Genomic DNA, 22,561 nt, shown 5'->3' with positions numbered 1-22,561 from the left:
TGACATGCCGTCAGGCGCCGTACGGGTGGGTGGCCCTGGCGTCCCGAAGGGCATGCGCCCACCAGGAGAGCTGGTCGAGGAGCGCCTTGGCCGCGGTGTCGACCGCGGGGTCGTCGACGGCGCCTTCCTCGCCGAACCGGCCGTAGGCGTTGTGGAAGCTGACCGTGTTGCGGATGGTCGTGGCGTTCAACTCGGCCATGACGACGCGGAGTTGCTCGACGGCGCGGAGCCCGCCCGAGAGGCCGCCGTAGGAGACGAAGCCGATCGGCTTGGCGTGCCACTCCTTGTTGTGCCAGTCGATGGCGTTCTTCAGGGACGCCGGGAAGCTGTGGTTGTACTCCGGCGTGACGAAGACGAACGCGTCGGCCGCCGCGAGGCGCGGTGACACGAGCGCGAGGGCTTCGTCGGTGCCGGGCGCGGGCGGCTGCCCGAAGGCGGGGAGGACGGTGGGCAGCGAGGTCTCGGCGAGGTCGACGACGTCGGTCGTCATGTCGGCGCGCTGGGCGAGCTGCCCCTGCAGCCACTGGGTGACGACCGGCGCGAATCGGCCCTCGCGGGTGCTGCCGACGACGACGGCGATGCGGAGCGGGGTGGTGGTGCTGGTGCTGGACATGGGAGCCCCCGGGATGCTGGATGTGTACGGTGTATCCGATGCGTACAACGTATGCGCGAGTGTGTACGTTGTCTACTGAGGGATACGCTGTACGCTGATCCTCTACGGAGAGAGGGGCTCGCTGTGGCTGGCCAGAAGAAGGACGGCAAGGCGGCGCCGGACAAGTCGCTGTGGGAGCGCCTGGAACGGCCGGTGGCCGCACCCCGCGCCTCGCTGTCCCTGGAACGCATCGGAGCCGTCGCGGTGGAGGTCGCCGACACCGAGGGCTTCGCGGCCGTGACCATGCGACGGCTCGCCACCGAGCTCGGTGTCGCGCCCATGGCGGCGTACCGGCATGTCTCCGGCAAGGACGATCTGTGGGCGCTGATGGCCGAGCGGGTAGCTGCCGAGCAGCAGATCTCCGAGGAACTGACCAGCTGGCGAGAGGTGTTGCGGGCCTTCGGTCTGCGAACCCGCGACATGATGCTCCGGCACCCGTGGCTGGGTGAGCTGCCGACGGTTCTGTTCGTGCTCACCCCGGGGCGGATGGCCATCGCCGAGCGGCAGTTGGCCGCACTCGACGGACTCGGTCTCGACGAGGACGCGATGATGGTGGCCTTCCGCACCGTCAGCGCCTTCGCGCACGGGGCGGCCGAGTCGGAGGTGGCCCTGCGGGACTGGACACGGTCCGAGGGCTGGTCGTCGGGTGCCGAGACGCGGATGGGTCTGGCGCCGCAGATGACCTATCTCATGGAGACCGGCCGCTATCCCACGTACAAGCGCTACGGTCAGCGGGCGACCCGCAAGGACGACGCGACCTGGGCGTTCGAAACGGGCCTGGACTGCGTCCTGGACGGGATCGCGATCCGGTTCGGCATCTGAACGGTTCTCGCGAGGCCGGCGCACAGGCCGGCCGGCCACCGTGTTCCCTCTCCGGCCTCAGAGACGAGACCGCATCATGTCCGATCCCACCACGTCACCCGCGGACCGGCCCCGGCTGCGGCAGGTGGACATTGCCATCGTCGCCACGGCGGCCGAGCACGAAGCGCTGATGGACCGGATCACGGATGTGCTGTGCCCCGACGCCTCCCACGAGGGCCCGTGCGCCATCCCGTGGTCGATGAGCAGCGTCGACGGCGACTCGCTGTCCCGCCGTAAGCGCAGGAATCTCCTGGACGCGATCAAGGACACGAATCCGGACAGCGCGCCGACGGCCTGACGACCGTCGGGGCCTATCAGCCCCGGGAGTTGATCGTGCACGGGGCGAGCGGGCTGCGCTCACCAGCCGGCGAGCGGGCCCCGCCGACTGGTGCGGGGCCCGCTCCGATCCCGGGCGATCAGGCGGGGGTGATGTTCTCCGCCTGCGGGCCCTTCTGGCCCTGGACGACGTCGAAGTTCACCTTCTGGCCTTCCTGGAGCTCGCGGAAGCCCTGGGCGGCGATGTTGGAGTAGTGGGCGAACACGTCCGGGCCACCGCCGTCCTGCTCGATGAAACCGAAGCCCTTTTCCGCGTTGAACCACTTCACGGTTCCACTGGCCATTTTTTTGTCCTCCAAGCAGACACAGAAATCGGCGCCCGCACCGTACGGGCACCCGAGGTGATCGCCATGGTCCTCGGAGACACTGAAACAGCAGAACGCCCGCGAACTCGCGTCCACGGGGCGCTCCTTCCGAACCACGACAGCTGGAGCCGACGCTACACAGCCTTCTCGGCCCACGCCACGAACGACGCCCCGACCGGTGGCCCAATCACCTGCCAGGCCCAAAGGATTCTTCACCGGGGTTCAGCCGTGCGGGATGATTGCGCGATGAAAAGAAGACCCGGCAGGGGCGTTCGCCCACCTGCGGGGACCGGCGCCGGGCTGGTGAACTACCCGACGGAATGGTGGCACTGGTCCTTCGGCACGGGGTTCCGGATCAGCGACATCAGCAGCCTGTGGGTCTCGGCGTCGGCGGCGACGACAAGTCCGCGGCCCGTCGGCCCGAGCGGACCGCCGTCGATCCCGGTGACCACACAGCCGGCAGCCCGGCACAGAGCGATACCGGCGGCGAAGTGCACGCTCCCGGACAGGTCGCCGCCATCGGTGACGTACGCGGCACGCTTGCCCGCCGCGACCCAGGCCAGCGCCAGCGTCGTGGACACGACGCGCGGCCGGAACCGCTCGACGAACCCCGGGTGCCCCAGCAGCTCCACGGCCCGGAAGCCGGGAGAGCTCGGGAACGGCGGGTCCAGGTTGACGTCCACCAGGCCGCTGGCGGACGTAGGTGTCAGCGGTGCATCGGCCCCGTCGTGCCGCACCCGGGCGCTCTGGCCGTCGGTGAAGTAGACGTCGCCGCCGAACGGGTCGGCCACGGCCGCCGCCCCGTCGCGCAGCGCCACGTTCACCGCCACGACCATGGTGCCGGCGGTGTAGTTCAGGGTGCCGCACAGGGGGTCGACCAGCCACTGGCGTACGGCCCCGGAGGTGCCCTGATGCCCGCCTTCCTCGCCGAGCACCGCGTCATCGGGCCGAGCGGCGCGGATAACGCCGAGGATGGCCTTCTCGGCCCCGACATCGGCGGCGGTGGCGAAGTCCCCGGCACCCTTGTCGATACGCGCGAGCCGCTGGCCGTACATCCCGTGCACCACGTCCGCGCCGGCACGCGCGGCGGCTGTCGCCACCTCGGTATCGTCAAGGCCCGCATACGAGTTGATCATGCCGTACAGAGTATCGACGGCGCGGTCCCGTGCCCACGGGGCGCTCATTCCTCCATCGGCCGGCTTCCGCCGCGGCCGACCCCGCCCACCAGAACCCGCATCGTCCGTTCGGTTGACCCCCGTGTCGTCCGCCGGGGGTGCCGAGAGGAGCTTGTAGGTCGACCGGGGCGGGCCGGATTCGGGCCCAGGATGGATACCAGAGCGGGAACGCAGAGCTTCCCAGCCCCCACCGGGGTGAGCCCCAAGGAGTCATTGATCATGAAGAAGATGTCGCTGCGTACTCGTGTCCTGACCGGTGCCGTCGCTGCCGCCGCCCTCGGAGCCGGTACGGTCGGCGCGGTTTCCGCCAATGCTGGCACCCCGGCCGCCGCCCCCGCCGCGGTCAAGGCCGACGCGGCCAACAAGAACGTCATGCAGACGAGCCACCTGACGATCGCGGCCGCCACCGAGGCCGCGCAGGCGACGCTGGACGCCGCGAAGAAGGAGAACCAGCGTGTCTCCGTGGCCGTGGTCGACCGCAACGGCAACACCATCGTGACGCTGCGCGGCGACGGTGCAGGCCCGCAGTCGTACGAGGCGGCCGAGAAGAAGGCGTTCACCGCCGTCTCCTGGAACGCCCCCACCTCCGAGCTGACCAAGCGCCTGGAGCAGGCCCCGACGCTGAAGGACATCCCCGGCACCCTGTTCCTCGGCGGCGGCGCCCCGGTCCAGGTCAAGGGTGCCCCGGTCGCGGGCATCGGTGTCGCCGGTGCACCGAGCGGTGACCTGGACGAGAAGTTCGCCCAGGCGGGCGTCGCCTCACTCGCGAAGTAACCGCCCCACGATGTCCCGCCGTGCCGCGCTCATGCCGGGTAGGGGGCGGCGTTGCGCGCCGACCGGAGTGCGGCCGACCACCAGGCCAGCTGGTCCAGCACCGTCTTCGCGTACCCGGGGGCCTCGGAGTCCAGGGGGCGGCCGTCCTGCCAGGTCGTGAAGTAGTTCGGGAAGCTCAGACCGTCGCGAATCGTCACCGCGTGCAACTCGGTCAGTACGTTCTCCAGGTGCAGCACCGCGTGGCGGCCGCCTGCCGCACCGCCGTAGCTGACGAAGGCGACGGGCTTGGCCGTCCACTGCGTGAAGTGCCAGTCGATGGCAGCCTTCAGCGACGCGGGGTAGCTGTGGTTGTACTCCGGAGTGACCACGACGAACGCGTCGGCGCCCTCCAGAGCCGAGGTCAGTGCCGCCATCCCGGCCGGACGGGGGTAGTCGTCGCCTGCGAACTTCGGCGAGGCCGCGGGCAGCGCCAACGGGATCTCGATCTCGGCCAGATCGACGACGTCGACCTCGAAACCCCCATGAACGGCGGCCTGTTCGGCAACCCATGAGGCCACATTCGGGCCGAACCGTCCTTCGCGGACGCTTCCGACGATGATCACCAGCTTGCTCTTGTTCTCCATGGCCACCACGATCGGGCCGCACCGCGGCGGCAGCCAGGCCGTGCTCAGGCTGGCCCCGGCAGGGCCACTCCGAGCACTCGGCGGTCCGCGTCCGCCGCCGTATGCTCGCTGCATGGGAACGCCGTTGGGAGATTTCATCCGGGCCAAGCGTGACAGCATCCAGCCGGAATCGCTGGGACTGCCGGACCACGGCCGCCGCCGCTCACCGGGCCTGCGTCGCCTGGATCTCGCCGCGCGGGCCGGTATCAGCGTCGAATACCTGACCCGCATGGAACAGGGCCGTGACCGCAACCCCTCGGTGGCGGTCCTGAACGCGCTGGCCGATGCGCTCAGCCTCGACGCCTCGGAGCGCGACCACTTGCGCTACCTCGCGAAGATCACCGGCGGTGAGTGTTCCGCGCACACCCGGCCGGCACCACCGCGCCGCGACGTCCGCCCCTCGGTCCTGGAGACACTCCGCCTCCTCGAACCGGGAATCGCCCTGGTCACCAACCGGCTGGGCGACATCCTCGCCCACACGAGCGGCTACCAGTCCCTTGCGAGCGGAACGGGACTGCTCGACATCGACGCCCCGAACCTCACCCGGTACGTCTTCACCGACCCCCGCGCCCGGACGTTCTTCGCCGACTGGGACGAGGTCGCCGACGAGCAGGCCTTCGACCTGTGGCTCGGACCATCCGTGGAGAACTCCGAGTGGTTCACCTCGGAACTCGCCCCCGTCGCCGGCCCCGACTTCACGCGCCGCTTCAACCGCCATGTGGTGCCGCAACGGGGAACACTCCGGCTCAACCACCCGTCCGGGTGCGCACTGCACCTGCACCGCGAGACGTTTGAACTACCGGCTGACACGCAGCAGTTGGTGGTCCTCCTCCCGGCGGACGAGAGGACGGCCGAGGCTGTCGAGCAACTGCTCCGCCGACCGCACGGCAGGCTCCGGGCCATCTCGTAACCCCCCGCATCGAGCGGACCCACCAACCTGCCGCCGCGAGGCCCCCGGAATCAGCTGGCTACCGGTTTCCCGGGATCGGCCGGTGCCATGTCCCGCGCAACCTCGCGGGCTGTACGACCGAAGAGTTCTATGGCCCGGTTGCTGCCGTCGGACCGCCACATCAGTCCGTACCCGAGGGGCTTGCCCTCCTCCACCGGTACGTAGGCAATTCCGGGACGCCCGTGGTAGAGCGCGATATGGGCTCCCGCCAGTAAGCCCCCTTTCCCGCCGGCGACGAACGTCAGCGCCTCCTGGAAGTTGGTGACGGACGGCCCCCGTTCGATCGGCCTGCCGCTTGGCGTGCGCGTCGGAACCTGATGTTCCATCCAATGGTCCGGAATGTCGCCCTCAACGGTCAGCAAGGGCACACCGGCCAGATCGTCGAGTGTCACCGTGTCCCGTCCGGCCAGGAGGTGCCCGGTCGCGACAGCCAGCACCCTGTCTTCGGTGAGAAGCGTGGGGCCGCGCGTCAGGTCGTCCTCGTATGCGGGAAAGTCCGTCAGTTGAATGTCGTACTCGCCCCTGCGCAGCATTCCGTATGGGTCGGAGAGTGGAACCTCGCACACCTCGACGGCGAGTTCGGGATGCGTGACGCGCAGCCGTTCGGTCGCCTTCATCACCATCTCTCCTGCCAAGGGCGTGGAGAAGCCGACGTGCAGGACCCCCTCGATTCCGCGTGCCGCGGTGACAGCACGCGCCAAGGCATCCTCGATCCCGCGGTAGTGCGGTTCGAGGTCGTCACGGAGCCGGACGCCCAGAGCGGTGAGGGTCACACGGCGACTCGTGCGCGTGAACAGGGGAGCACCCACACGGCGCTCCAGCCGCTGGATGAGCTGGCTCACCCGGGCGCGTGAGAGACGCAGGCGGTCGGCGGTACGGCCGAAGTGCAGTTCCTCGGTGAGCACGAGAAAGGAGTGGAGCTCGCTCTGGTCCACGTACGTCTCCGGGGTGGCGGGGAGAAGAATCGGTAAGCCTGGCTTAACGAACGTTGCGATCATCGCTGTTGTTCCCGGGTACACCGTCGCGAAGGCTGGAGGCACCAGACAACCTCGTGCTCCGGAAGGAGTTCATCGTCATGAGTGCTTCAAGAGAGCTGGACGCGCGCAAGTGGGGCATCCTGCTCGTGCTGTGCGGCGCGATCTTCCTCGAAGGCATCGACGTAGCCATGCTCAATGTGGCCCTGCCGTCGATCCGTGCCGATCTCGGCCTGTCCACAGGTGAGTTGCAGTGGGTCATGAGCGCCTATGTACTCGGTTACGGCGGTTTCATGCTTCTCGGGGGACGGGCGGCCGATTTGTTCGGACGCCGTCGAATGTTCGTTCTCTGGCTCACGGTCTTCCTGGTGTTCTCCGGGCTGGGCGGTTTCGCCACCGAAGGATGGATGTTGATCGTCGCCCGGTTCGTCACGGGAGTCGCCGCCGCCTTCATGACTCCGGCGGGTCTCTCCATCATCACCACAGGCTTCGCGGAAGGTCCGGAGCGGAACAAGGCATTGCTCGTTTACTCGGGCACTGCCGCGGGAGGCTTCACGATCGGACTGGTCGCGGGCGGGCTGCTCACCGCCATCGGCTGGCGCTGGGTCTTCTTCGCGCCGGTTGCCCTGTCCTTTCTCATTCTGGTCGCGGCCCTGGTGTTCGTTCCCCGTTCGGCGCGTCCCGACAGGTCCGGAAGGCGCCTCGACGGGGCCGGCGCGCTCACCGTCACTGCCGGTCTGGTGCTGATTGTGCTGGGGGTCGAGCGTGCGGCACACGGCGCTCCCGCTTCCAGCCTCGGCACGCTCCTCGCCGGACTGGCGTTCCTCGTGGCCTTCGTCCTCATCGAACGCCGTGCCGCCGAGCCCTTGGTGCGCCTGGGTATCTTCCGTAACGGTTCCCTGGTGCGGGCGAATCTCGCGGCCATGCTGTTCGCCGCCGGATTCTTCGGCTTCCAGTTCCTCGTGGTGCTGTACCTCCAGGAACTGCGCGGCTGGACGACGCTGCAGACGAGCCTGGCGTTGCTGGTCATCGGTATCGACGCGGTCCTCTCGCCGACCCTGACCCCACGCCTCGTCAACCGCTTCGGCAACGCCAAGGTGATCTTCGGCGGCCTCGTGCTCGCAGCGCTCTCCTACGGGCTGTTTCTGCCACTGGGAGCGGACTGGAGTTACGGGGCCATGTTCCCGAGCCTGATCGTCCTCGGACTCGCCTTCTCCATGGCCTACGGCCCCCTGACCATCGTAGGTACAGAGGGGATCGCGGACGAGGAGCAAGGTCTCGCGGGCGGTCTCCTCTACACCGCCTTCCAGTTCGGTGCCGCTTTCGGTCTCTCCGCCGTCACCGCCGTCAGTGTTGCCGCCACCCGGGGCGACACTCCTGCCGCCTTGCTGGACGGCTATCGGGCCGGACTGTTCGTCCCGTTCGCCACGGCCGTCATCGCCGCCGCCGTCGGCGCCTTCGGCCTGCAGTCCCGTAGGGGCGGTACGCCGACCGTCGCAGCGGGGGACGGCGCCGAGCGTGTCGACGTACCCGTCTCTCACTGAACGCCGGAGGGGCAGGTTCGTGACCGTCAACCTTCAGCACCCCTCGCGCAGCCGGAACTCCCAGAAAAGCCCGAGGGCAGTCGTTGCACTGACATCTCCTACGCGGAGCCGCCTGGGGAAGGTCATCGGCGGCCCGAGTTGAGAAACGCCACCCGAACGCGCCCGGGCTCGACAGCGAGGGATCCCGGTGGTGCCCATGATGATGTGGGTGTGCTGACGAAAGAACTCCGGGCCGGCCTGGAACAGTGGTCCGCGCGGATCGCCGACTCGCGTCGGCGGGTGCGTGAGGCGGGTCCGGCGGAGAAGGCGACCCGGATCCGATATGCCGGACAGTGCCGACGCGAGGGATTCAAGTATCTGGCGATGGCCTGTGGCGTCTTGCGGGCCTGGCCGGGCGTGGAGCAGGTCGGTGAGCAGGGTGTGTTGGCTGCGCACCGGATTCTCCTGACCTTGGACGGGACGGAGATCCGCAAGGTCTTGCCGCTGGTCACCGCTGCGGTTGGGCAGGGGCGGATTCCGGCCCGGCATCTGGCCGAGGCCAAGGACGCGCTGTGCGTGGCAGAGCGGCGCCCGCAGGTGTATGGCACCGTATCCGGGCATCCGATCGCCGACGAGGCCCGTGTCGATGCTCTGCGCGCCGGACTTGGGCTGCCGCCTCTGGTTCCCCAGACCGTGCTCCAGCCGTCTTCGGGGAGCCGGGGGCAGCAGAGGGTCGGCCTGGTCTGTCCCGAACTTGCAGTTCTGGAAGGGATCTTGGCAGAGCTCCCGTCAGTGTCGCGGCTTCCCCGTACCGTGCGCCGTACCGTCGCCGAGCACACCGTATGGGGCTGTGCGTACTGCGGCGGTTCGGCTCGGCCGGATGCGGCCGAGCTGGAGATCCGGGGCCGTGTGTGGCGGATCTGCTCCTCGTGTGAGCAGTGCCCGGACACTCCTGAGGATCGCCTCCTCGACATGCTGGTGACCAAGGGCGGTGTCCCGGAGGAAACAGCCCGGGTCACATCGAAACTGGCCCGGCTCCAGGGCTGGAGACTGCCGCTGCGCTACCAACAGCTCAGGTCGCGCCCCAACCACCGCCCGCAGCCTCGCTGGAGCCACATCCCTGACACGGCGGTCACCAAGCTGACCGCCTTCGCTGAACAGCGGCGCCCTGCCATCACGCCCACCGTGATGCCGTCACAACGTCCAGCCGCTGTTCAGCCTCCGCACCCCGAATTGCTCGTGTCCTCGAAGGCGAAGGCTCTGTTGGCTCTGCTCCCCGAGCAGAGGCTGACGTCCACGCAGGTGGGCCAGGCGCTCCAGCTCGCGCCGTCGACCTTCGAGAATCGCGGCCTGGTGATCACCACAGCGGCAGAGTTCCAGGCCGCCTTTGCCTCACCTGCCAGCTGGCTGGTGGCCTACCACCGCACACTTGCCGAGAAGCGAACTGTCAACCAGAACCAGCAGCTCGGCCGCGCACCCAAGGCTCCCCGGCCTCGTCCCACGCCCCGGACCGGGCCCCCACACCCGCACCTGTTGATCTCGAGCCGAGCGGAACGGTTCCTGGCGCGCTCCCACACCGACGTGCTGGAGCCGAACCAGGTCGCCAAGGCCCTTCAGATCGCACACGCCACCACGGTCAAGCACCGCCTCGACGTTCGAACGGTCGGGGAACTGGCCGCCCTCTTCCATGACCCACCGTCCTGGCTCCTCAACTTTCACCGCAAGCTCACGGCCGAACGGGCAGCGAACCTCGTCCGACAGGCTGACACCAGCACCGGGGACGAGCCATCCGAGACGGTCCTGTGCAGGGCATCACCGGGAGAGTCCTGATCTCGTTTGTCGCGCAGAGCTGTGGACCCTGCCGTGCGGCAGGTCGCGAGAAACCGTACGTGCCCGGATTGCGCTGCGCCGCCCGGGGAGAAATGTGCGCCGGGTCGCGGTGGACGATCCGACGTTCACCGTGCAGAGGGGCACTCGATCATGGAGGTCTCGCGGCGGCTGCGGATCGCAAGGGAAACGGTCCGCTGGCAACGGGCAACGCAGGACCCGCTGGAGCCCACCCCGACAGTGGACGACCTCTTCGTGATCTACCTGGGCGAGCCGGTTGACCAGTCCCTGATCGACCGCCTGCAAGCTGCTGGTGGCACGCGCGTGCAGGCGCACAACCCGTACTGGGATACGCACGGCGTGACGATCGCCGATCCCGACGGCTACCGCCTGGTGCTCTGCTCCCGTACCTGGGCATAACCCATGCTGCGGGTCATGAGCGGAGCCGGAGCCGGAGCCGGGATCGAAGCGAACCAGCAGGTCAACCGCCAACACCGCGGCGCCCCGGCCTCCTCCGGTGGCTGCTGACGTACGTGACAGAGAAGGCCCCGGCTGTTGGCCGCGCAGGAACGCTCGGCAAGCCGGGGGCCGAGTCCGCGAGCTTCAAGGCCATCTGCCCATGGCGCAGATTCGATGCCTGCAGGGTCATACCGCGCAGAGTGCGGCAGCAGGTGACGTGGTCCCAGAGAAGTCCCACGGGTCCGCCGCACCCCTCCTGACCCGCGTTTTCACTGGTCAGATAGGGTGCGGCGGCCTTCGTCGGTCAGATGTCGCGGAAGATCTCGATCTGCGCGCCCACCGAGTTGAGGCGCTCAGCCAGGTCCTCGTAACCGCGGTTGATCACGTAGACGTTGCGCAGGACGGACGTGCCCTCGGCCGCCATCATCGCGAGCAGGACCACCACCGCCGGCCGCAGTGCCGGCGGGCACATCATTTCGGCGGCGCGCCAGCGGGTCGGGCCCTCGACCAACACCCGGTGGGGGTCGAGGAGCTGGAGCCTGCCGCCGAGGCGGTTGAGGTCGGTCAGATAGATGGCCCGGTTGTCGTAGACCCAGTCGTGGATCAGGGTCTGGCCGTGCGCGGAGGCCGCGATGGCGGCGAAGAACGGCACGTTGTCGATGTTGAGGCCGGGGAACGGCATCGGGTGGATCTTGTCGATCGGCGCCTCCAGTTTGGAGGGCCGGACGGTCAGGTCCACCAGTCGGGTGCGGCCGTTGTCGGCGGCGTACTCCGTCGTACGGTCGCAGTCGACGCCCATCTCCTCCAGCACCGCGAGCTCGATCTCCAGGAACTCGATCGGCACCCGGCGGATCGTCAGCTCGGACTCCGTCACCACCGCGGCGGCCAGCAGGCTCATCGCCTCGACCGGGTCCTCGGACGGGAAGTAGTCGACGTCCACATCGATCTGCGGGACGCCGTGCACGGTCAGCGTCGTCGTTCCGACGCCCTCGACCTTGACGCCCAGCGCCTCCAGGAAGAAGCACAGGTCCTGGACCATGTAGTTGGAGGAGGCGTTACGGATGATGGTGGTGCCGTCGTGCCGGGCGGCGGCCAGCAGCGCGTTCTCGGTCACCGTGTCGCCGCGCTCGGTCAGCACGATGGGGCGGTCGGGGGAGACCGAGTGGTCGACTTGCGCGTGGTAGAGCCCGTCCGTCGCGGCGATCTCCAGACCGAACCGGCGCAGCGCGATCATGTGGGGCTCGATGGTCCGCGTACCGAGGTCGCAGCCGCCCGCGTACGGGAGGGTGAACTGGTCGACCCGGTGCAGCAGCGGGCCGAGGAACATGATGATGGACCGGGTCCGGCGCGCGGCGTCCGCGTCGATCGACGCGAGGTCGAGCTGCGCGGGCGGGACGATTTCCAGGTCCACACCGTCGTTGATCCAGCGGGTGCGGACCCCGATGGAGTTCAGCACCTCCAGCAGCCGGAAGACCTCTTCGATGCGGGCCACCCGGCGCAGCACCGTACGGCCCTTGTTGAGGAGCGTGGCGCAGAGCAGCGCGACACATGCGTTCTTGCTCGTCTTGACGTCGATGGAGCCGGAGAGCCGGCGGCCGCCCACCACGCGGAGGTGCATGGGACCGGAGTAGCCGAGTGAAACGATCTCGCTGTCGAGAGCCTCGCCGATGCGGGCGATCATCTCAAGGCTGATGTTCTGGTTGCCGCGCTCGATCCGGTTGACCGCGCTCTGACTTGTGGCGAGCGCGTCGGCCAGCTGTGTCTGTGTCCAGCCCCGGTGCTGACGGGCGTCACGGATGAGCTTGCCGATGCGTACGAGGTAGTCGTCTTCCATGCCCGCACGTTATCTCAGATATGAGATGAAGATCGCGGCGGGGGTGGGGTGTCGCGAACCGGTGCCGCGTCCCCGCCCCTCACCGGCGCTGCGACCCCGCCCCTTCCGAATGGTCCGTCAGGCCCGACGGACCGGCGCATCGAGCGCGTCCGTACGGGTGGCGGCGGTCAGCCGAGCCAGCGGCCGTCGCGCATGAGATCGCGTCCCCGGAGCTCGTTCGCCTCACGCCAGGCCTGGATGCGCCGCGGTCGGATCAGGAAGAACCGGTAGGCCTGCTCATCGGGCTCGCGCGGGTCGAAACCGGTCTTGGCCGCGAACGCCTCGCCCGTCCCAGGAGCGAGGTCGGCGATGTTCACCGGCTCGGCGGTGGCGTCGACGATGACGACGTCGCGGGTCGGCCCGAAGCTGAGTCGCACCCGGTCGTCCGCCACCAGGTTGCGGCTGGTGATCGAGGTGCGCGGCGTCGAAACGAGGAACGTGGTCCCGTCCCAGAGGAACGAGAGCGGGATGAGGTGGACCCCGCCCGGGGAGCCGGACGTCGCGACCCAGAGATCGACGTCGCCCTCCAGCCTCGCACGCGTGTCCCGCAGCCTCTCCTCAAGTTCACGGGGCGGTGCGTCCGTCATGCTTCCTCCAGTCGCTTCGTGGCGAGCCCCTTCATAGGGGGAGGGGCTCCGTCCGGTCATCAGGCGTTCGTTTCGAGGCAGTGGGGCGACATCTCAGGATGCGGGTGCCGCCGACGTGGCCTCCCATGCGAACCCGTCCGGGTCGGTGAAGGGCCCGCCGTCGCCGCCGATCGCGAGCCGGTGCGATCCGGTGCCGTCGGGAGAGACGCCGACGTCCTTCGCAAGGGCACGGCGTCTGTACAGCGCCAGTTTGACGGGACTCGACCCGGCGGCGAACTCCACGTACATGCGGCCGAAGCTCTTCTCCACGACCAGGCCCTGGCCGACGTAGAACCGCTTGCTCGCGGCCACGTCCGCGACTCCCAGCAGGAGCACGATGTCGTCGATCTGCCGGGTGGCGGGGCCGGTGTCCTTCTTCGCCGAGGTCGCGATCTTCCAGATCGTCCCGTCCGGGGCCTGGACGAAACCGCCGTAGCCCCAGAGCGACTTCGCGGCAGGCTTGACCGTCGTGGCGCCGGCGTCGAGGGCGGCCTGGATGAGGCTGTTGACGGTGGACGGCTGGGAGACCGTGAGGGTCAGCGTGAACCCACGGAAGCCGGTGGTGGGTGCCTCCGAGGCCCGCAGGCGGATCTGCGAGTCCAGGCCGAAGGCGGTCGTGTAGAAGTGGTCGGCGGCCGCGGGGTCGGCCACGTCGAGGGTGATGGTTTCGATGGATGCCATGGTCATCACGCTAGTTGGGGTGCGGCGGCCGGTGCTTCTTGATTCCTGACCGGTCTAGTCACTTGTTTGGCCACACACGCCGGCACCCCCGCCACCGAGCCCGCTGCGCCGCGCCGGTAGGCGCTGGGCGATAGGCCGACCAGTTCGGTGAAGCGGGTGCTGAAGGTGCCGAGCGAGGAGCAGCCGACCGCGAAACAGACCTCGGTGACGCTGAGGTCGTCTCGGCGAAGCAGTGCCGTCGCGCGCTCTGTGCGACGCGTCATCAGGTACGCGTACGGCGACTCGCCGTAGGCCAGCCGGAACTGGCGGCTGAGGTGCCCCGGCGACATGTTCGCGCCGCGGGCGAGCGCCTCGACGTTCAGCGGCTGCGCGTATTCACGGTCGATCCGGTCGCGGACGCGGCGCAGCCGCGCGAGGTCGCTCAGATGGTGCGCCGCGGTGCGTGCGCGGGCCCACGAGGGGTGACACATGGGTGAACTCCTCTTCATCGATGTCGGCGAGCACCTGGATCGCATGGAGAGGTGGGCGGCGAGGCGCTCAATGGCGAGGGCGGCGGCCTCGAAGAGCTGGCCGCCGCCTTTGTGCGCAGGTGGTCGCGACGCCGGCCGTCATGACTGGACCGGCGACCGGATCGGTGACCGGACGGATCAGCGGAGCTCCTGGATGCGGATCAGGTTGCCCGCGGGATCGCGGAAGGCGCAGTCGCGGATGCCGTACGGCTGCTCGGTCGGCTCCTGGACGACTTCGGCGTCGCCGGCCTGCACCTTCTCGAAGGTGCCGTCGAGGTCCGGGGTGGCCAGCAGAATCCAGCCGTAGGTGCCCTTGGCCATCATCTCGGCGATGGTGCGGCGCTCGTCATCGGTGACCCCGGGGTCGGCGGCCGGCGGCGCCAGCAGGATGGACGTGCTGGGCTGGCCGACGGGGCCGACCGTGATCCAGCGCATCTTGCCCTGGCCGACGTCGCTGCGGACCTCGAAGCCGAGGGTGTCTCGGTAGAAGGCCAGGGACGCATCCGGGTCGTCGTGCGGGAGCGCGCTCGTGTGAATGGTGATGTCCATGCCGATCATGCTAGGCACGGCTCGGCGACCCGCGCTTCTCGATTCCTGACCGATCCGCCGCGTGTTTCCCGCGAGAGATCGGCCGAAGCCCCTGAACGGCGGCAGGGCACTCCAAGCCGTTCACGATCGTTGCCGTCCGGGAAGCTCGACCGGTTCCGGAGGCCACACCGCCGAGCTACATGTCGAGCGTGGTCGATCGAGGTCGGAGTTCAGGTGGAGGCAGCAGCGGAGTTCTCTGTTATGTCGCGCGGTGCGCGTCTGACCGCCCACAGAGCCGTCTCCGCGTCCCTGGCTCTGCTCGATGACCGCGCACTGCGCGCGCTCGTGGATACGGCCGAGCCGCTCGGTTCCGGCATCGGCGGGAAGTCGGCTCTGCTGGAGATCGCCGGAACCCAGGTCTTCGTGAAGCGGGTGCCGCTCACCGATCTGGAGAGGCAACCGGACGGCTTCATCCGGTCCACGGCGAACGTGTTCGCGTTGCCGGTCTTTTGTCAGTACGGCATCGGCGGGCCGGGCTTCGGGGCCTGGAGAGAACTTGCCGTGCACACCATGACAACGAACTGGGTACGAGCAGGGGAATACGAGGGCTTCCCCCTGATGTATCACTGGCGAGTGCTGCCGGACTCGACGCCCCTGCCCGAGGAACTGGCCGACGTCGAACGGGCTGTTGCCTACTGGGGCGGCGGATCGCAGGTACGCCGCCGGATCGAGGCGCTCCAGCAGTCCTCGGCGAGCGTCGCACTGTTCTTGGAGTACATCCCGCAGAACCTGCACCGGTGGCTTGGCCGGCAGATGGACGTCGGCGGCGAGGCCGCCGACCGGGCCTGCACGATGGTGGAGCGGGACCTGGAAGCCGGGACCTCGTTCATGAACAGCCGCGGACTGCTGCACTTCGACGCCCATTTCGAGAACATCCTGACCGACGGCCGACGGCTGTTCTTCACGGACTTCGGCCTTGCACTCTCCTCCCGGTTCGAGCTGTCCCAGGAGGAGGCCGACTTCTTCGACCGGCATCAGACCTACGATCGCTGTTACACAGCCAGCTACTTGGTGAACTGGCTGGTCACGGCCCTGCACGGACACGGAAGGGACGACCGCGAGGCGCAGGTGCGCGCCTATGCCCAAGGGGAGCGCCCCACAGGAAACCCAGAGGTGGCCGCGGCGATCCTCGCCCGCCATGCGCCGCTCGCCGCAGTGATGGCGGACTTCTTCCGTAAGCTCCAGTACGAGAGCAGGGAGACCCCGTACCCGCTGGAGGAGATCGGCCGCATCGCGGCCCGTGGGCGCCGAGGGACCTGCCGAGGGACGTAAGTGCCCCGAGTCGCGATTTCCGCCCGCTGCTCCCGGCGCTGTACGGAGACGCTGCCCGCCGCGAAGAGGCCGAGGTCGAAGGCGCCACGACATATCGACGGCGCCCGGGCATGACCGCGCGGCGGCGATGTACTAGAGTTATCTCGACATCGAGATATCTGCCGAGGCGTACCGCAGCCGCCGCTCGGTAAGGGTTACCTAACTAATCCTTACCTTAGCGGATGGTGGGGGCCGTAGGCGGCACCACGCGGCGCCGGCCGCCAATGAGGCGCGGCGCGGTAGTACGCGCACATTGAAGAAGGAGACTGTCGTGTCGGCGAACAGCTTCGACGCCCGCAGCACGCTGCGCGTGGGCGACGAGTCGTACGAGATCTTCAAGCTGGACAAGGTCGAGGGCTCCGCGCGCCTCCCTTACAGCCTGAAGGTGCTGCTGGAGAACCTGCTCCGCACCGAGGACGGCGCGAACATCACCGCCGACCACATCCGGGCGCTGGGCGGATGGGACTCGCAGGCCCAGCCCAGCCAGGAGATCCAGTTCACGCCGGCCCGCGTGATCATGCAGGACTTCACCGGCGTCCCCTGCGTCGTGGACCTCGCGACCATGCGTGAGGCCGTGAAGGAGCTGGGCGGCGACCCGGCGAAGATCAACCCGCTGGCCCCGGCCGAGCTGGTCATCGATCACTCCGTCATCGCCGACAAGTTCGGCACCAACGAGGCGTTCGCGCAGAACGTCGAGCTGGAGTACGGCCGCAACAAGGAGCGTTACCAGTTCCTGCGCTGGGGCCAGACCGCCTTCGACGAGTTCAAGGTCGTCCCCCCGGGCACCGGCATCGTCCACCAGGTCAACATCGAGCACCTGGCCCGTACGGTCATGGTCCGGGGTGGCCAGGCGTACCCCGACACCCTCGTCGGCACCGACTCGCACACCACGATGGTCAACGGCCTCGGCGTGCTGGGCTGGGGCGTCGGCGGCATCGAGGCCGAGGCCGCGATGCTCGGCCAGCCGGTCTCCATGCTCATCCCGCGCGTCGTCGGCTTCAAGCTGACCGGCGAGCTCCCGGCCGGCACCACCGCCACCGACCTCGTGCTGACCATCACCGAGATGCTCCGCAAGCACGGCGTCGTCGGCAAGTTCGTCGAGTTCTACGGCGAGGGCGTCTCCGCCACCTCCCTCGCGAACCGCGCCACCATCGGCAACATGTCGCCGGAGTTCGGCTCCACCGCCGCGATCTTCCCGATCGACGACGAGACGCTGAAGTACCTCCGTCTGACCGGCCGCGACGCCCAGCAGGTCGCGCTCGTCGAGGCGTACGCCAAGGAGCAGGGCCTCTGGCTGGACCCGGCCGCCGAGCCGGACTTCTCCGAGAAGCTGGAGCTCGACCTCTCCACGGTCGTCCCCTCCATCGCCGGCCCGAAGCGCCCGCAGGACCGCATCGTCCTCGCGAACGCCAAGGAGCAGTTCGCCCAGGACGTCCGCAACTACGTCTCGGACGACATGGAGGCGAGCAAGGAGTCCTTCCCGGCCTCCGACTCCCCGGCCGTGTCCCCCGACGGCGTCCCGTCGAACCCGGTCACCGTGACCGCCCCCGACGGCACGACGTACGAGCTCGACCACGGCGCCGTCACCGTCGCCGCGATCACCTCGTGCACCAACACGTCGAACCCGTACGTCATGGTCGCCGCCGCGCTCGTCGCGAAGAAGGCCGTGGAGAAGGGCCTGACCCGCAAGCCGTGGGTCAAGACCACCCTGGCCCCGGGCTCGAAGGTCGTCACCGACTACTTCGACAAGGCGGGCCTGACCCCGTACCTCGACAAGGTCGGCTTCAACCTCGTCGGCTACGGCTGCACCACCTGCATCGGCAACTCCGGCCCGCTGCCGGAAGAGGTCTCCAAGGCGGTCAACGAGCACGACCTGGCCGTCACCTCGGTGCTCTCCGGCAACCGTAACTTCGAGGGCCGGATCAACCCCGACGTCAAGATGAACTACCTGGCGTCCCCGCCGCTGGTCGTCGCGTACGCCCTCGCCGGCTCGATGAAGGTCGACATCACCAAGGACGCCCTCGGCGTCGACCAGGACGGCAAGCCCGTCTTCCTCCAGGACATCTGGCCCTCCGAGGCCGAGGTCAACGACGTCGTCGCCAACTCCATCGGCGAGGACATGTTCAACAAGTCCTATAAGGACGTCTTCGCGGGCGACGCCCAGTGGCAGGCGCTGGCGATCCCGACCGGCAACACCTTCGAGTGGGACTCCGAGTCCACCTACGTGCGGAAGCCCCCGTACTTCGACGGCATGACGATGGAGACGACCCCGGTCGAGGACATCACCGGCGCCCGTGTCCTCGCCAAGCTGGGCGACTCGGTCACCACCGACCACATCTCCCCGGCCGGTGCGATCAAGGCCGACACCCCGGCCGGCAAGTACCTCACGGAGCACGGCATCGAGCGCCGTGACTTCAACTCCTACGGCTCGCGCCGTGGTAACCACGAGGTCATGATCCGCGGCACGTTCGCCAACATCCGCCTGCGCAACCAGATCGCGCCGGGCACCGAGGGCGGCTTCACCCGTGACTTCACCCGGTCCGATGAAGGTGCGCCGGTGTCGTTCATCTACGACGCCTCGCAGAACTACCAGGCCGCGGGCACCCCGCTCGTCATCCTGGCGGGCAAGGAGTACGGCTCCGGCTCGTCCCGCGACTGGGCGGCCAAGGGCACCGCGCTCCTGGGCGTCAAGGCCGTCATCGCCGAGTCCTACGAGCGCATCCACCGCTCGAACCTCATCGGCATGGGCGTCCTGCCGCTCCAGTTCCCGGAGGGCCATACGGCCGCGTCCCTCGGCCTGACCGGCGAGGAGACCTTCTCCTTCACCGGCGTGACCGAGCTGAACAACGGCACCACGCCGCGCACGGTGAAGGTCACCACCGACACCGGTGTGGAGTTCGACGGCGTCGTCCGCATCGACACCCCCGGCGAGGCGGACTACTACCGCAACGGCGGCATCCTGCAGTACGTGCTCCGCAGCCTGATCCGCAATTGAAGTGCTCTCCCGGCTGAGGCCGGGAGATTCCTGCTTACCTTGCGGTAGCGGGTTTGACGCGCTTCGCGCGCCTGACGACTGCCCTCCCGGCAGCCGGGATGAGCGCGAGGCCCATCCGGTACAGGTGCAAGACGTTCCGGGCTGCGTTGTGGTCGGCATTGCCCGACCATCCGCAGTCCGGGTTCTTGCACACGAACACGGCCTGGGACTCCCGGTTGCCGGGCGTGATGAGTCCACACGCTGAGCAGCGTCGGGAGGTGTGGGGCGCCGGGACCTTGACCAGGGTGCCGCCGTGCTGGGCGGTCTTGTACGTCAGCATGGTGACCGTGCGGCCCCACGCCTCCCCGGCGATGGAGCGGTTCAGCCCGGACTTCTGGGCGACGTTCTTCCCCGGATTCTCGACGGTGCCCCTGGCGGATCTGACCATGTTCGTGATGGTGAGTGCTTCGACCACGACGGTGCCGTAGGTGCGGGCGATGGTGGTGGTCGTGCGGTGCTGCCAGTCCAGGGCCCTGCGCTTGGCTTTCGCGCGGAGTCCTGCGATCTGGTCATAGGTGCGGTGCAGCCGGTGGCTGGTGCGCTCACCAGGCTTGCGGTGCCGCTTACGCCGGGTGGCACGCTGCTCCAAGTCCAGGAGCTTGGCCTTCTCCTTCGTGGTCAGCCACTCGCCGTGTTCGTACGTCTGGCCGTCGGAGAGGGCGATGGGCACGGTGATACCGACGTCGATGCCGACTTCCGGCCCCTGGTGGGGCTCGGCCTTGGCCTCAACGCTCTGGACACGGAAGGCGATGTGCCAGCCGAGCGTGTCCTTGACCAGTCGTGCCCCAGTGATCCGGTTCTCCGCGTTGGCGTGCTTGGCGACCGGCAGGTCCTTGGTCCAGCGGAAGCGGACCCGGCCCACTTTGGGAATGTTGGCCATGCCCCAGCGGCGATGCACACGCACGATGTTCAGGTCTCTGCCCTGCGGAATGTCGACGGACATCACCGTGCGGAACCGGCCCTTGAAGTCCGGCGCGCCGGCCCGGCCCTCCCAGCAGTTCTTCCACGCCTGGAAGTACGTCTTGAGTACCGCCTGCGCGGCCTGCGCGGGAAGGACAGCGAGGAAGTCGATGTCTTTGCGGGCCTGGCGGATCGCGGCGTCCGCGTGTCCAAGAGTTCGCTTTTCCTTCGGCATCATCTGCCACCAGGCGTGCAGCAGGTTCCACATGGTGCGGGCCGCGTGCGCCTGGTCATCGGTCTTCAACACCTCGGCAGGCGACAGTGCAAGCCGGGCACGGTGCCCGAACTGCCGCTTGACCACAGTGCTTTGACTCACAACCGGGAACATAGCGCTGGTTAATGTCACCGCGCTGGAATTCGCATCCCGATGTCGGAACCGGTCGCCATGTTGTCCACAACCTGCACGTTCTCTTGGTCCTTGTCACGAAGTACCGTCGGAATGCGCTCACTAACGACCCCTGACCGTGGTCAAGCAGTACATCGGAAACCAGCTCCCGCCTGACCGCTACCCCAAAAGCGCAGAGCACTCCAGCGCTCCGCACCTCCGGGCCAAGGGCGGCCTTTACTCCCCGCCTCCGAAGGGTGGAGCACTGGCCAAGATCAGAGGTAGAGCGCAGCGGACACCACTTAGGGCCGCACCCCCTCGTCACGGGGTGCGGCCCTTCGGTCTGGTTCCGGTTCGTTCCGGGGGGCGTGCGGTCAGCCGGCCGCCGGAGTCCGGTGCACGTCGGAGATCCGGCACTTCGTGTCGCGCGGGGCCTCGCCGAGCCCCTGCGCTTTCTTCTTCGCCGTCTTTCCCGGCGCGAGGCCGACCACGCCGACGATCCCGTCCGCCACCCGGGCGCCGTCCCCGTCCACGAACTCCACGGTCACGACGTAATCGGCCGCGGCCCCTGAGCCGTTCACTATCTCCATCCGGGCGGACGGCCACGAGGTCAGCGAGTCCACGGCACACCCGGCGATCCGGACGTCGTCCTCTGCATCCGTTCCGGTGGGCGTAGGACTGGGCGTGACCGTGGGTTCCTGGCTCGGCAGCGCCTCGGCCGACGGAGTGGTGCGCGGCCCCTCGGACTCGGTGACGACCTGGCCCAGGAAGTAGAGGAACGTGCCCAGGAGGGCCAGCACGAAGACGGCACCTCCGACGGACAGGCCGACGGCCAGCCCCGTACTGCTCTTGCGCGGCGGCGGCTTTCCCCACCCGGGCGGCGTCACCCACGGCTGTTGCTGCTGTGGCTGGTGGGGCGGTGGTGGCGGCGGAAAACTGTGGGACATGAGGCCCCCCTCGGGAAAACGTGCAGGCAGGGCCCCTACGGTAAGTGACTACCGCTTGAGGCTCCGCACGAATTCCGCCCAGCCGGCGGCCCGGAAGGCGAGCACCGGGCTGTCGGCCAGCTTGGAGTCACGCACGGGCACGAAGCCGGGGACGTTGTCGGCGACCTGAACGCAGTTGCCGCCGTCGCCGTTGCTGTACGAGGAGGTACGCCAGGCAGCGGTGCGCAGGTCAGGTGCGGTGCTCATCGGTCGCGAACTCCCTTGCCGCCGAGACGATCCGAGCCAGGGACGCCTCCGGCGACAGTGCGGCAGCCCTCGCCAGATCGTATGCGGAGCGGCACTGCTCCACCAGCAGCGGTTCTTCGATGAGTTGGCCGCTGTACGCGCTCTCGGTGTACACGACGGCGGGGGAGGCATCGAACCGCATCAGAGTCACTGCTGAGTCCAGCAGACTGTGCACCCCTGCGGAGAATGGGAGCACCTGGGTGACGACACGAGGGCGCGCTTGGGTCTGCTCCGCGAGGTAGCTGAGCTGTTCGGCCATCACGGCTGGCCCGCCCACCGGCAGCAGCAGCGTGGCTTCGTGAATCACGATCCAGAGCACGGGTGGCCGGGGAGAGTTGAGGAGAGATGCGCGTTCCATGCGCGTCCTCACGTGGCCCTCGATGACTTCTGATTCCGCGAACGGATGCGAGGCCCTGGTGAGCGCCCGGGCGTAGGAGTCGGTCTGCAGCAGGCCGGGGATGAGCATCGACGAGAATTCGTCGATGTACGAAGCCTGCACCTGAAGCTCCGCCGCATCCGCGAAGTACTCCGCCACCTTCGACTGCCGCGCCAGCCTGCACAGCCGCTGAAGATGCTCGCCGCTTCCCAGCAGCTCGTCGAACGCCTTCGACATGTCCTCCTGCGGACGCCGGGCCGCTGCCTCGAACATGCCGATGTACGCCCCCGAGCAGAACACCCGTTCGCCCAACTGCTCCTGTGACATCCCGGCGGCCTCGCGCAGTCGCCGTAACTCGGCACCGTAGAAGGCCCGCGGATTGGTGTACGGATCCAGATCCTTCGGCAGCGGCATGCACCACAACGTAGCGTCGAGCGGCGCGCCGCTGGGGCGATCGGGCAACGCTCATCCGTAAGTGCGATCGTGGGCCCGCGCGTTCGCACCTGCGACAGCCGCGCCACCGATATACCAGAGAGCGGAACAACCACC

The 22,561-nt window shown here is 68.4% G+C and carries 23 protein-coding genes; 9 read left to right on the top strand and 14 right to left on the bottom strand.

Going from position 1 to position 22,561, the window contains the following annotated elements; genetic code table 11:
* Nucleotides 1-10 precede the first annotated feature (10 nt).
* Nucleotides 11-613 (bottom strand): NADPH-dependent FMN reductase, encoded by a 603-nt coding sequence (locus ACFT7S_RS02035; protein ID WP_382725622.1) that lies wholly within the window; start codon nt 611-613, stop codon nt 11-13.
* A 123-nt stretch (nt 614-736) separates the two neighbouring features.
* On the opposite strand from ACFT7S_RS02035, the gene ACFT7S_RS02030 reads away from it, so the two are divergent.
* Together ACFT7S_RS02030 and ACFT7S_RS02025 are read left to right on the top strand one after the other, a co-directional pair.
* Nucleotides 737-1,474 carry a TetR/AcrR family transcriptional regulator gene (locus ACFT7S_RS02030; protein WP_382725620.1) on the top strand — a complete coding sequence of 246 codons (738 nt, stop codon included), beginning with the start codon at nt 737-739 and terminating at the stop codon, nt 1,472-1,474.
* 76 nt (nt 1,475-1,550) lie between these two features.
* Nucleotides 1,551-1,811 carry a hypothetical protein gene (locus tag ACFT7S_RS02025; RefSeq protein WP_382725618.1) on the top strand — a complete coding sequence of 87 codons (261 nt, stop codon included), beginning with the start codon at nt 1,551-1,553 and terminating at the stop codon, nt 1,809-1,811.
* A gap of 118 nt (nt 1,812-1,929) precedes the next feature.
* Here ACFT7S_RS02025 and ACFT7S_RS02020 read toward each other — a convergent pair whose 3' ends face one another.
* Entirely contained in the window at nt 1,930-2,133 is a 204-nt protein-coding gene (locus tag ACFT7S_RS02020) for a cold-shock protein (protein WP_382725616.1), read from the bottom strand.
* A gap of 329 nt (nt 2,134-2,462) precedes the next feature.
* Entirely contained in the window at nt 2,463-3,290 is an 828-nt protein-coding gene (locus tag ACFT7S_RS02015) for an inositol monophosphatase family protein (RefSeq protein ID WP_382725901.1), read from the bottom strand.
* A gap of 258 nt (nt 3,291-3,548) precedes the next feature.
* Between ACFT7S_RS02015 and ACFT7S_RS02010 the strand changes: the two genes are divergently transcribed.
* A complete protein-coding gene (locus tag ACFT7S_RS02010) occupies nt 3,549-4,103 on the top strand; it encodes a heme-binding protein (RefSeq protein ID WP_382725614.1) in 555 nt (184 codons plus the stop codon).
* A gap of 29 nt (nt 4,104-4,132) precedes the next feature.
* On the opposite strand, the gene ACFT7S_RS02005 is transcribed toward ACFT7S_RS02010, so the two are convergent.
* Nucleotides 4,133-4,726 (bottom strand): NADPH-dependent FMN reductase, encoded by a 594-nt coding sequence (locus ACFT7S_RS02005; protein ID WP_382725611.1) that lies wholly within the window; start codon nt 4,724-4,726, stop codon nt 4,133-4,135.
* Nucleotides 4,727-4,838: 112 nt separating this feature from the next.
* Here ACFT7S_RS02005 and ACFT7S_RS02000 point away from each other — a divergent pair, with 112 nt between their 5' ends.
* On the top strand, nt 4,839-5,675 hold the full coding sequence (locus tag ACFT7S_RS02000) for a helix-turn-helix domain-containing protein (protein ID WP_382725609.1): 837 nt from the start codon (nt 4,839-4,841) through the stop codon (nt 5,673-5,675).
* A 50-nt stretch (nt 5,676-5,725) separates the two neighbouring features.
* Here ACFT7S_RS02000 and ACFT7S_RS01995 read toward each other — a convergent pair whose 3' ends face one another.
* On the bottom strand, nt 5,726-6,649 hold the full coding sequence (locus ACFT7S_RS01995; RefSeq protein WP_382725607.1) for a LysR family transcriptional regulator: 924 nt from the start codon (nt 6,647-6,649) through the stop codon (nt 5,726-5,728).
* Between the two features lie 140 nt (nt 6,650-6,789).
* Between ACFT7S_RS01995 and ACFT7S_RS01990 the strand changes: the two genes are divergently transcribed.
* The 3 genes from ACFT7S_RS01990 (at nt 6,790) to ACFT7S_RS01980 (ending at nt 10,458) form a co-directional block, all read left to right on the top strand.
* Nucleotides 6,790-8,232 carry an MFS transporter gene (locus ACFT7S_RS01990; protein ID WP_382725605.1) on the top strand — a complete coding sequence of 481 codons (1,443 nt, stop codon included), beginning with the start codon at nt 6,790-6,792 and terminating at the stop codon, nt 8,230-8,232.
* 210 nt (nt 8,233-8,442) lie between these two features.
* A complete protein-coding gene (locus ACFT7S_RS01985; protein WP_382725602.1) occupies nt 8,443-10,041 on the top strand; it encodes a hypothetical protein in 1,599 nt (532 codons plus the stop codon).
* Nucleotides 10,042-10,191: 150 nt separating this feature from the next.
* The gene (locus tag ACFT7S_RS01980) at nt 10,192-10,458 is read left to right on the top strand and encodes a hypothetical protein (protein ID WP_382725600.1); all 267 of its coding nucleotides are present in this window, start codon (nt 10,192-10,194) and stop codon (nt 10,456-10,458) included.
* Between the two features lie 343 nt (nt 10,459-10,801).
* Here ACFT7S_RS01980 and ACFT7S_RS01975 read toward each other — a convergent pair whose 3' ends face one another.
* The 5 genes from ACFT7S_RS01975 to ACFT7S_RS01955 form a co-directional block, all read right to left on the bottom strand.
* Complete coding sequence (locus ACFT7S_RS01975) at nt 10,802-12,331, bottom strand: helix-turn-helix domain-containing protein (protein WP_382725597.1); 1,530 nt, start codon at nt 12,329-12,331, stop codon at nt 10,802-10,804.
* Nucleotides 12,332-12,498: 167 nt separating this feature from the next.
* On the bottom strand, nt 12,499-12,957 hold the full coding sequence (locus ACFT7S_RS01970; protein ID WP_382725595.1) for a pyridoxamine 5'-phosphate oxidase family protein: 459 nt from the start codon (nt 12,955-12,957) through the stop codon (nt 12,499-12,501).
* A gap of 93 nt (nt 12,958-13,050) precedes the next feature.
* Nucleotides 13,051-13,677 (bottom strand): glyoxalase, encoded by a 627-nt coding sequence (locus tag ACFT7S_RS01965; RefSeq protein WP_382725592.1) that lies wholly within the window; start codon nt 13,675-13,677, stop codon nt 13,051-13,053.
* 5 nt (nt 13,678-13,682) lie between these two features.
* On the bottom strand, nt 13,683-14,147 hold the full coding sequence (locus ACFT7S_RS01960) for a helix-turn-helix transcriptional regulator (RefSeq protein ID WP_382725589.1): 465 nt from the start codon (nt 14,145-14,147) through the stop codon (nt 13,683-13,685).
* 177 nt (nt 14,148-14,324) lie between these two features.
* Entirely contained in the window at nt 14,325-14,735 is a 411-nt protein-coding gene (locus tag ACFT7S_RS01955) for a VOC family protein (RefSeq protein WP_382725586.1), read from the bottom strand.
* Nucleotides 14,736-14,975: 240 nt separating this feature from the next.
* On the opposite strand from ACFT7S_RS01955, the gene ACFT7S_RS01950 reads away from it, so the two are divergent.
* The gene (locus ACFT7S_RS01950) at nt 14,976-16,046 is read left to right on the top strand and encodes a protein kinase family protein (protein WP_382725584.1); all 1,071 of its coding nucleotides are present in this window, start codon (nt 14,976-14,978) and stop codon (nt 16,044-16,046) included.
* Nucleotides 16,047-16,356: 310 nt separating this feature from the next.
* Nucleotides 16,357-19,080, top strand: coding sequence for an aconitate hydratase AcnA (gene acnA / locus ACFT7S_RS01945; RefSeq protein WP_382725582.1), 2,724 nt, complete (start codon nt 16,357-16,359; stop codon nt 19,078-19,080).
* A gap of 34 nt (nt 19,081-19,114) precedes the next feature.
* Here the strand turns inward: acnA and ACFT7S_RS01940 are convergent, their stop codons facing one another.
* The 4 genes from ACFT7S_RS01940 to ACFT7S_RS01925 form a co-directional block, all read right to left on the bottom strand.
* The gene (locus tag ACFT7S_RS01940) at nt 19,115-20,395 is read right to left on the bottom strand and encodes an RNA-guided endonuclease InsQ/TnpB family protein (protein WP_382725579.1); all 1,281 of its coding nucleotides are present in this window, start codon (nt 20,393-20,395) and stop codon (nt 19,115-19,117) included.
* A 383-nt stretch (nt 20,396-20,778) separates the two neighbouring features.
* Nucleotides 20,779-21,351 (bottom strand): hypothetical protein, encoded by a 573-nt coding sequence (locus ACFT7S_RS01935; protein ID WP_382725576.1) that lies wholly within the window; start codon nt 21,349-21,351, stop codon nt 20,779-20,781.
* Nucleotides 21,352-21,399: 48 nt separating this feature from the next.
* The gene (locus ACFT7S_RS01930; protein WP_382725573.1) at nt 21,400-21,597 is read right to left on the bottom strand and encodes a DUF397 domain-containing protein; all 198 of its coding nucleotides are present in this window, start codon (nt 21,595-21,597) and stop codon (nt 21,400-21,402) included.
* A complete protein-coding gene (locus ACFT7S_RS01925; protein ID WP_382725570.1) occupies nt 21,581-22,426 on the bottom strand; it encodes a Scr1 family TA system antitoxin-like transcriptional regulator in 846 nt (281 codons plus the stop codon). The genes ACFT7S_RS01930 and ACFT7S_RS01925 overlap by 17 nt, the downstream gene beginning before the upstream one ends.
* Between the last annotated feature and the right edge of the window lie 135 nt (nt 22,427-22,561).

This window comes from Streptomyces sp. NPDC057136 (assembly GCF_042670885.1).
Lineage (GTDB): Bacteria > Actinomycetota > Actinomycetes > Streptomycetales > Streptomycetaceae > Streptomyces.
Note: the sequence above shows the minus strand (reverse complement) of the source record. Positions and strands in the feature narration are given on the sequence as shown.

What these genes read in the sequence shown, in the direction of transcription:
- ACFT7S_RS02035 (WP_382725622.1), bottom strand. Translation starts at nt 613, where the DNA reads ATGTCCAGCACCAGCACCACCACCCCGCTCCGCATCGCCGTCGTCGTC.
- ACFT7S_RS02025 (WP_382725618.1), top strand. Translation starts at nt 1,551, where the DNA reads ATGTCCGATCCCACCACGTCACCCGCGGACCGGCCCCGGCTGCGGCAG.
- ACFT7S_RS02020 (WP_382725616.1), bottom strand. Translation starts at nt 2,133, where the DNA reads ATGGCCAGTGGAACCGTGAAGTGGTTCAACGCGGAAAAGGGCTTCGGT.
- ACFT7S_RS02015 (WP_382725901.1), bottom strand. Translation starts at nt 3,290, where the DNA reads ATGATCAACTCGTATGCGGGCCTTGACGATACCGAGGTGGCGACAGCC.
- ACFT7S_RS02010 (WP_382725614.1), top strand. Translation starts at nt 3,549, where the DNA reads ATGAAGAAGATGTCGCTGCGTACTCGTGTCCTGACCGGTGCCGTCGCT.
- ACFT7S_RS02005 (WP_382725611.1), bottom strand. Translation starts at nt 4,726, where the DNA reads ATGGAGAACAAGAGCAAGCTGGTGATCATCGTCGGAAGCGTCCGCGAA.
- ACFT7S_RS02000 (WP_382725609.1), top strand. Translation starts at nt 4,839, where the DNA reads ATGGGAACGCCGTTGGGAGATTTCATCCGGGCCAAGCGTGACAGCATC.
- ACFT7S_RS01990 (WP_382725605.1), top strand. Translation starts at nt 6,790, where the DNA reads ATGAGTGCTTCAAGAGAGCTGGACGCGCGCAAGTGGGGCATCCTGCTC.
- ACFT7S_RS01980 (WP_382725600.1), top strand. Translation starts at nt 10,192, where the DNA reads ATGGAGGTCTCGCGGCGGCTGCGGATCGCAAGGGAAACGGTCCGCTGG.
- ACFT7S_RS01975 (WP_382725597.1), bottom strand. Translation starts at nt 12,331, where the DNA reads ATGGAAGACGACTACCTCGTACGCATCGGCAAGCTCATCCGTGACGCC.
- ACFT7S_RS01970 (WP_382725595.1), bottom strand. Translation starts at nt 12,957, where the DNA reads ATGACGGACGCACCGCCCCGTGAACTTGAGGAGAGGCTGCGGGACACG.
- ACFT7S_RS01965 (WP_382725592.1), bottom strand. Translation starts at nt 13,677, where the DNA reads ATGGCATCCATCGAAACCATCACCCTCGACGTGGCCGACCCCGCGGCC.
- ACFT7S_RS01960 (WP_382725589.1), bottom strand. Translation starts at nt 14,147, where the DNA reads ATGTGTCACCCCTCGTGGGCCCGCGCACGCACCGCGGCGCACCATCTG.
- ACFT7S_RS01955 (WP_382725586.1), bottom strand. Translation starts at nt 14,735, where the DNA reads ATGGACATCACCATTCACACGAGCGCGCTCCCGCACGACGACCCGGAT.
- ACFT7S_RS01950 (WP_382725584.1), top strand. Translation starts at nt 14,976, where the DNA reads ATGTCGCGCGGTGCGCGTCTGACCGCCCACAGAGCCGTCTCCGCGTCC.
- ACFT7S_RS01935 (WP_382725576.1), bottom strand. Translation starts at nt 21,351, where the DNA reads ATGTCCCACAGTTTTCCGCCGCCACCACCGCCCCACCAGCCACAGCAG.
- ACFT7S_RS01930 (WP_382725573.1), bottom strand. Translation starts at nt 21,597, where the DNA reads ATGAGCACCGCACCTGACCTGCGCACCGCTGCCTGGCGTACCTCCTCG.
- ACFT7S_RS01925 (WP_382725570.1), bottom strand. Translation starts at nt 22,426, where the DNA reads ATGCCGCTGCCGAAGGATCTGGATCCGTACACCAATCCGCGGGCCTTC.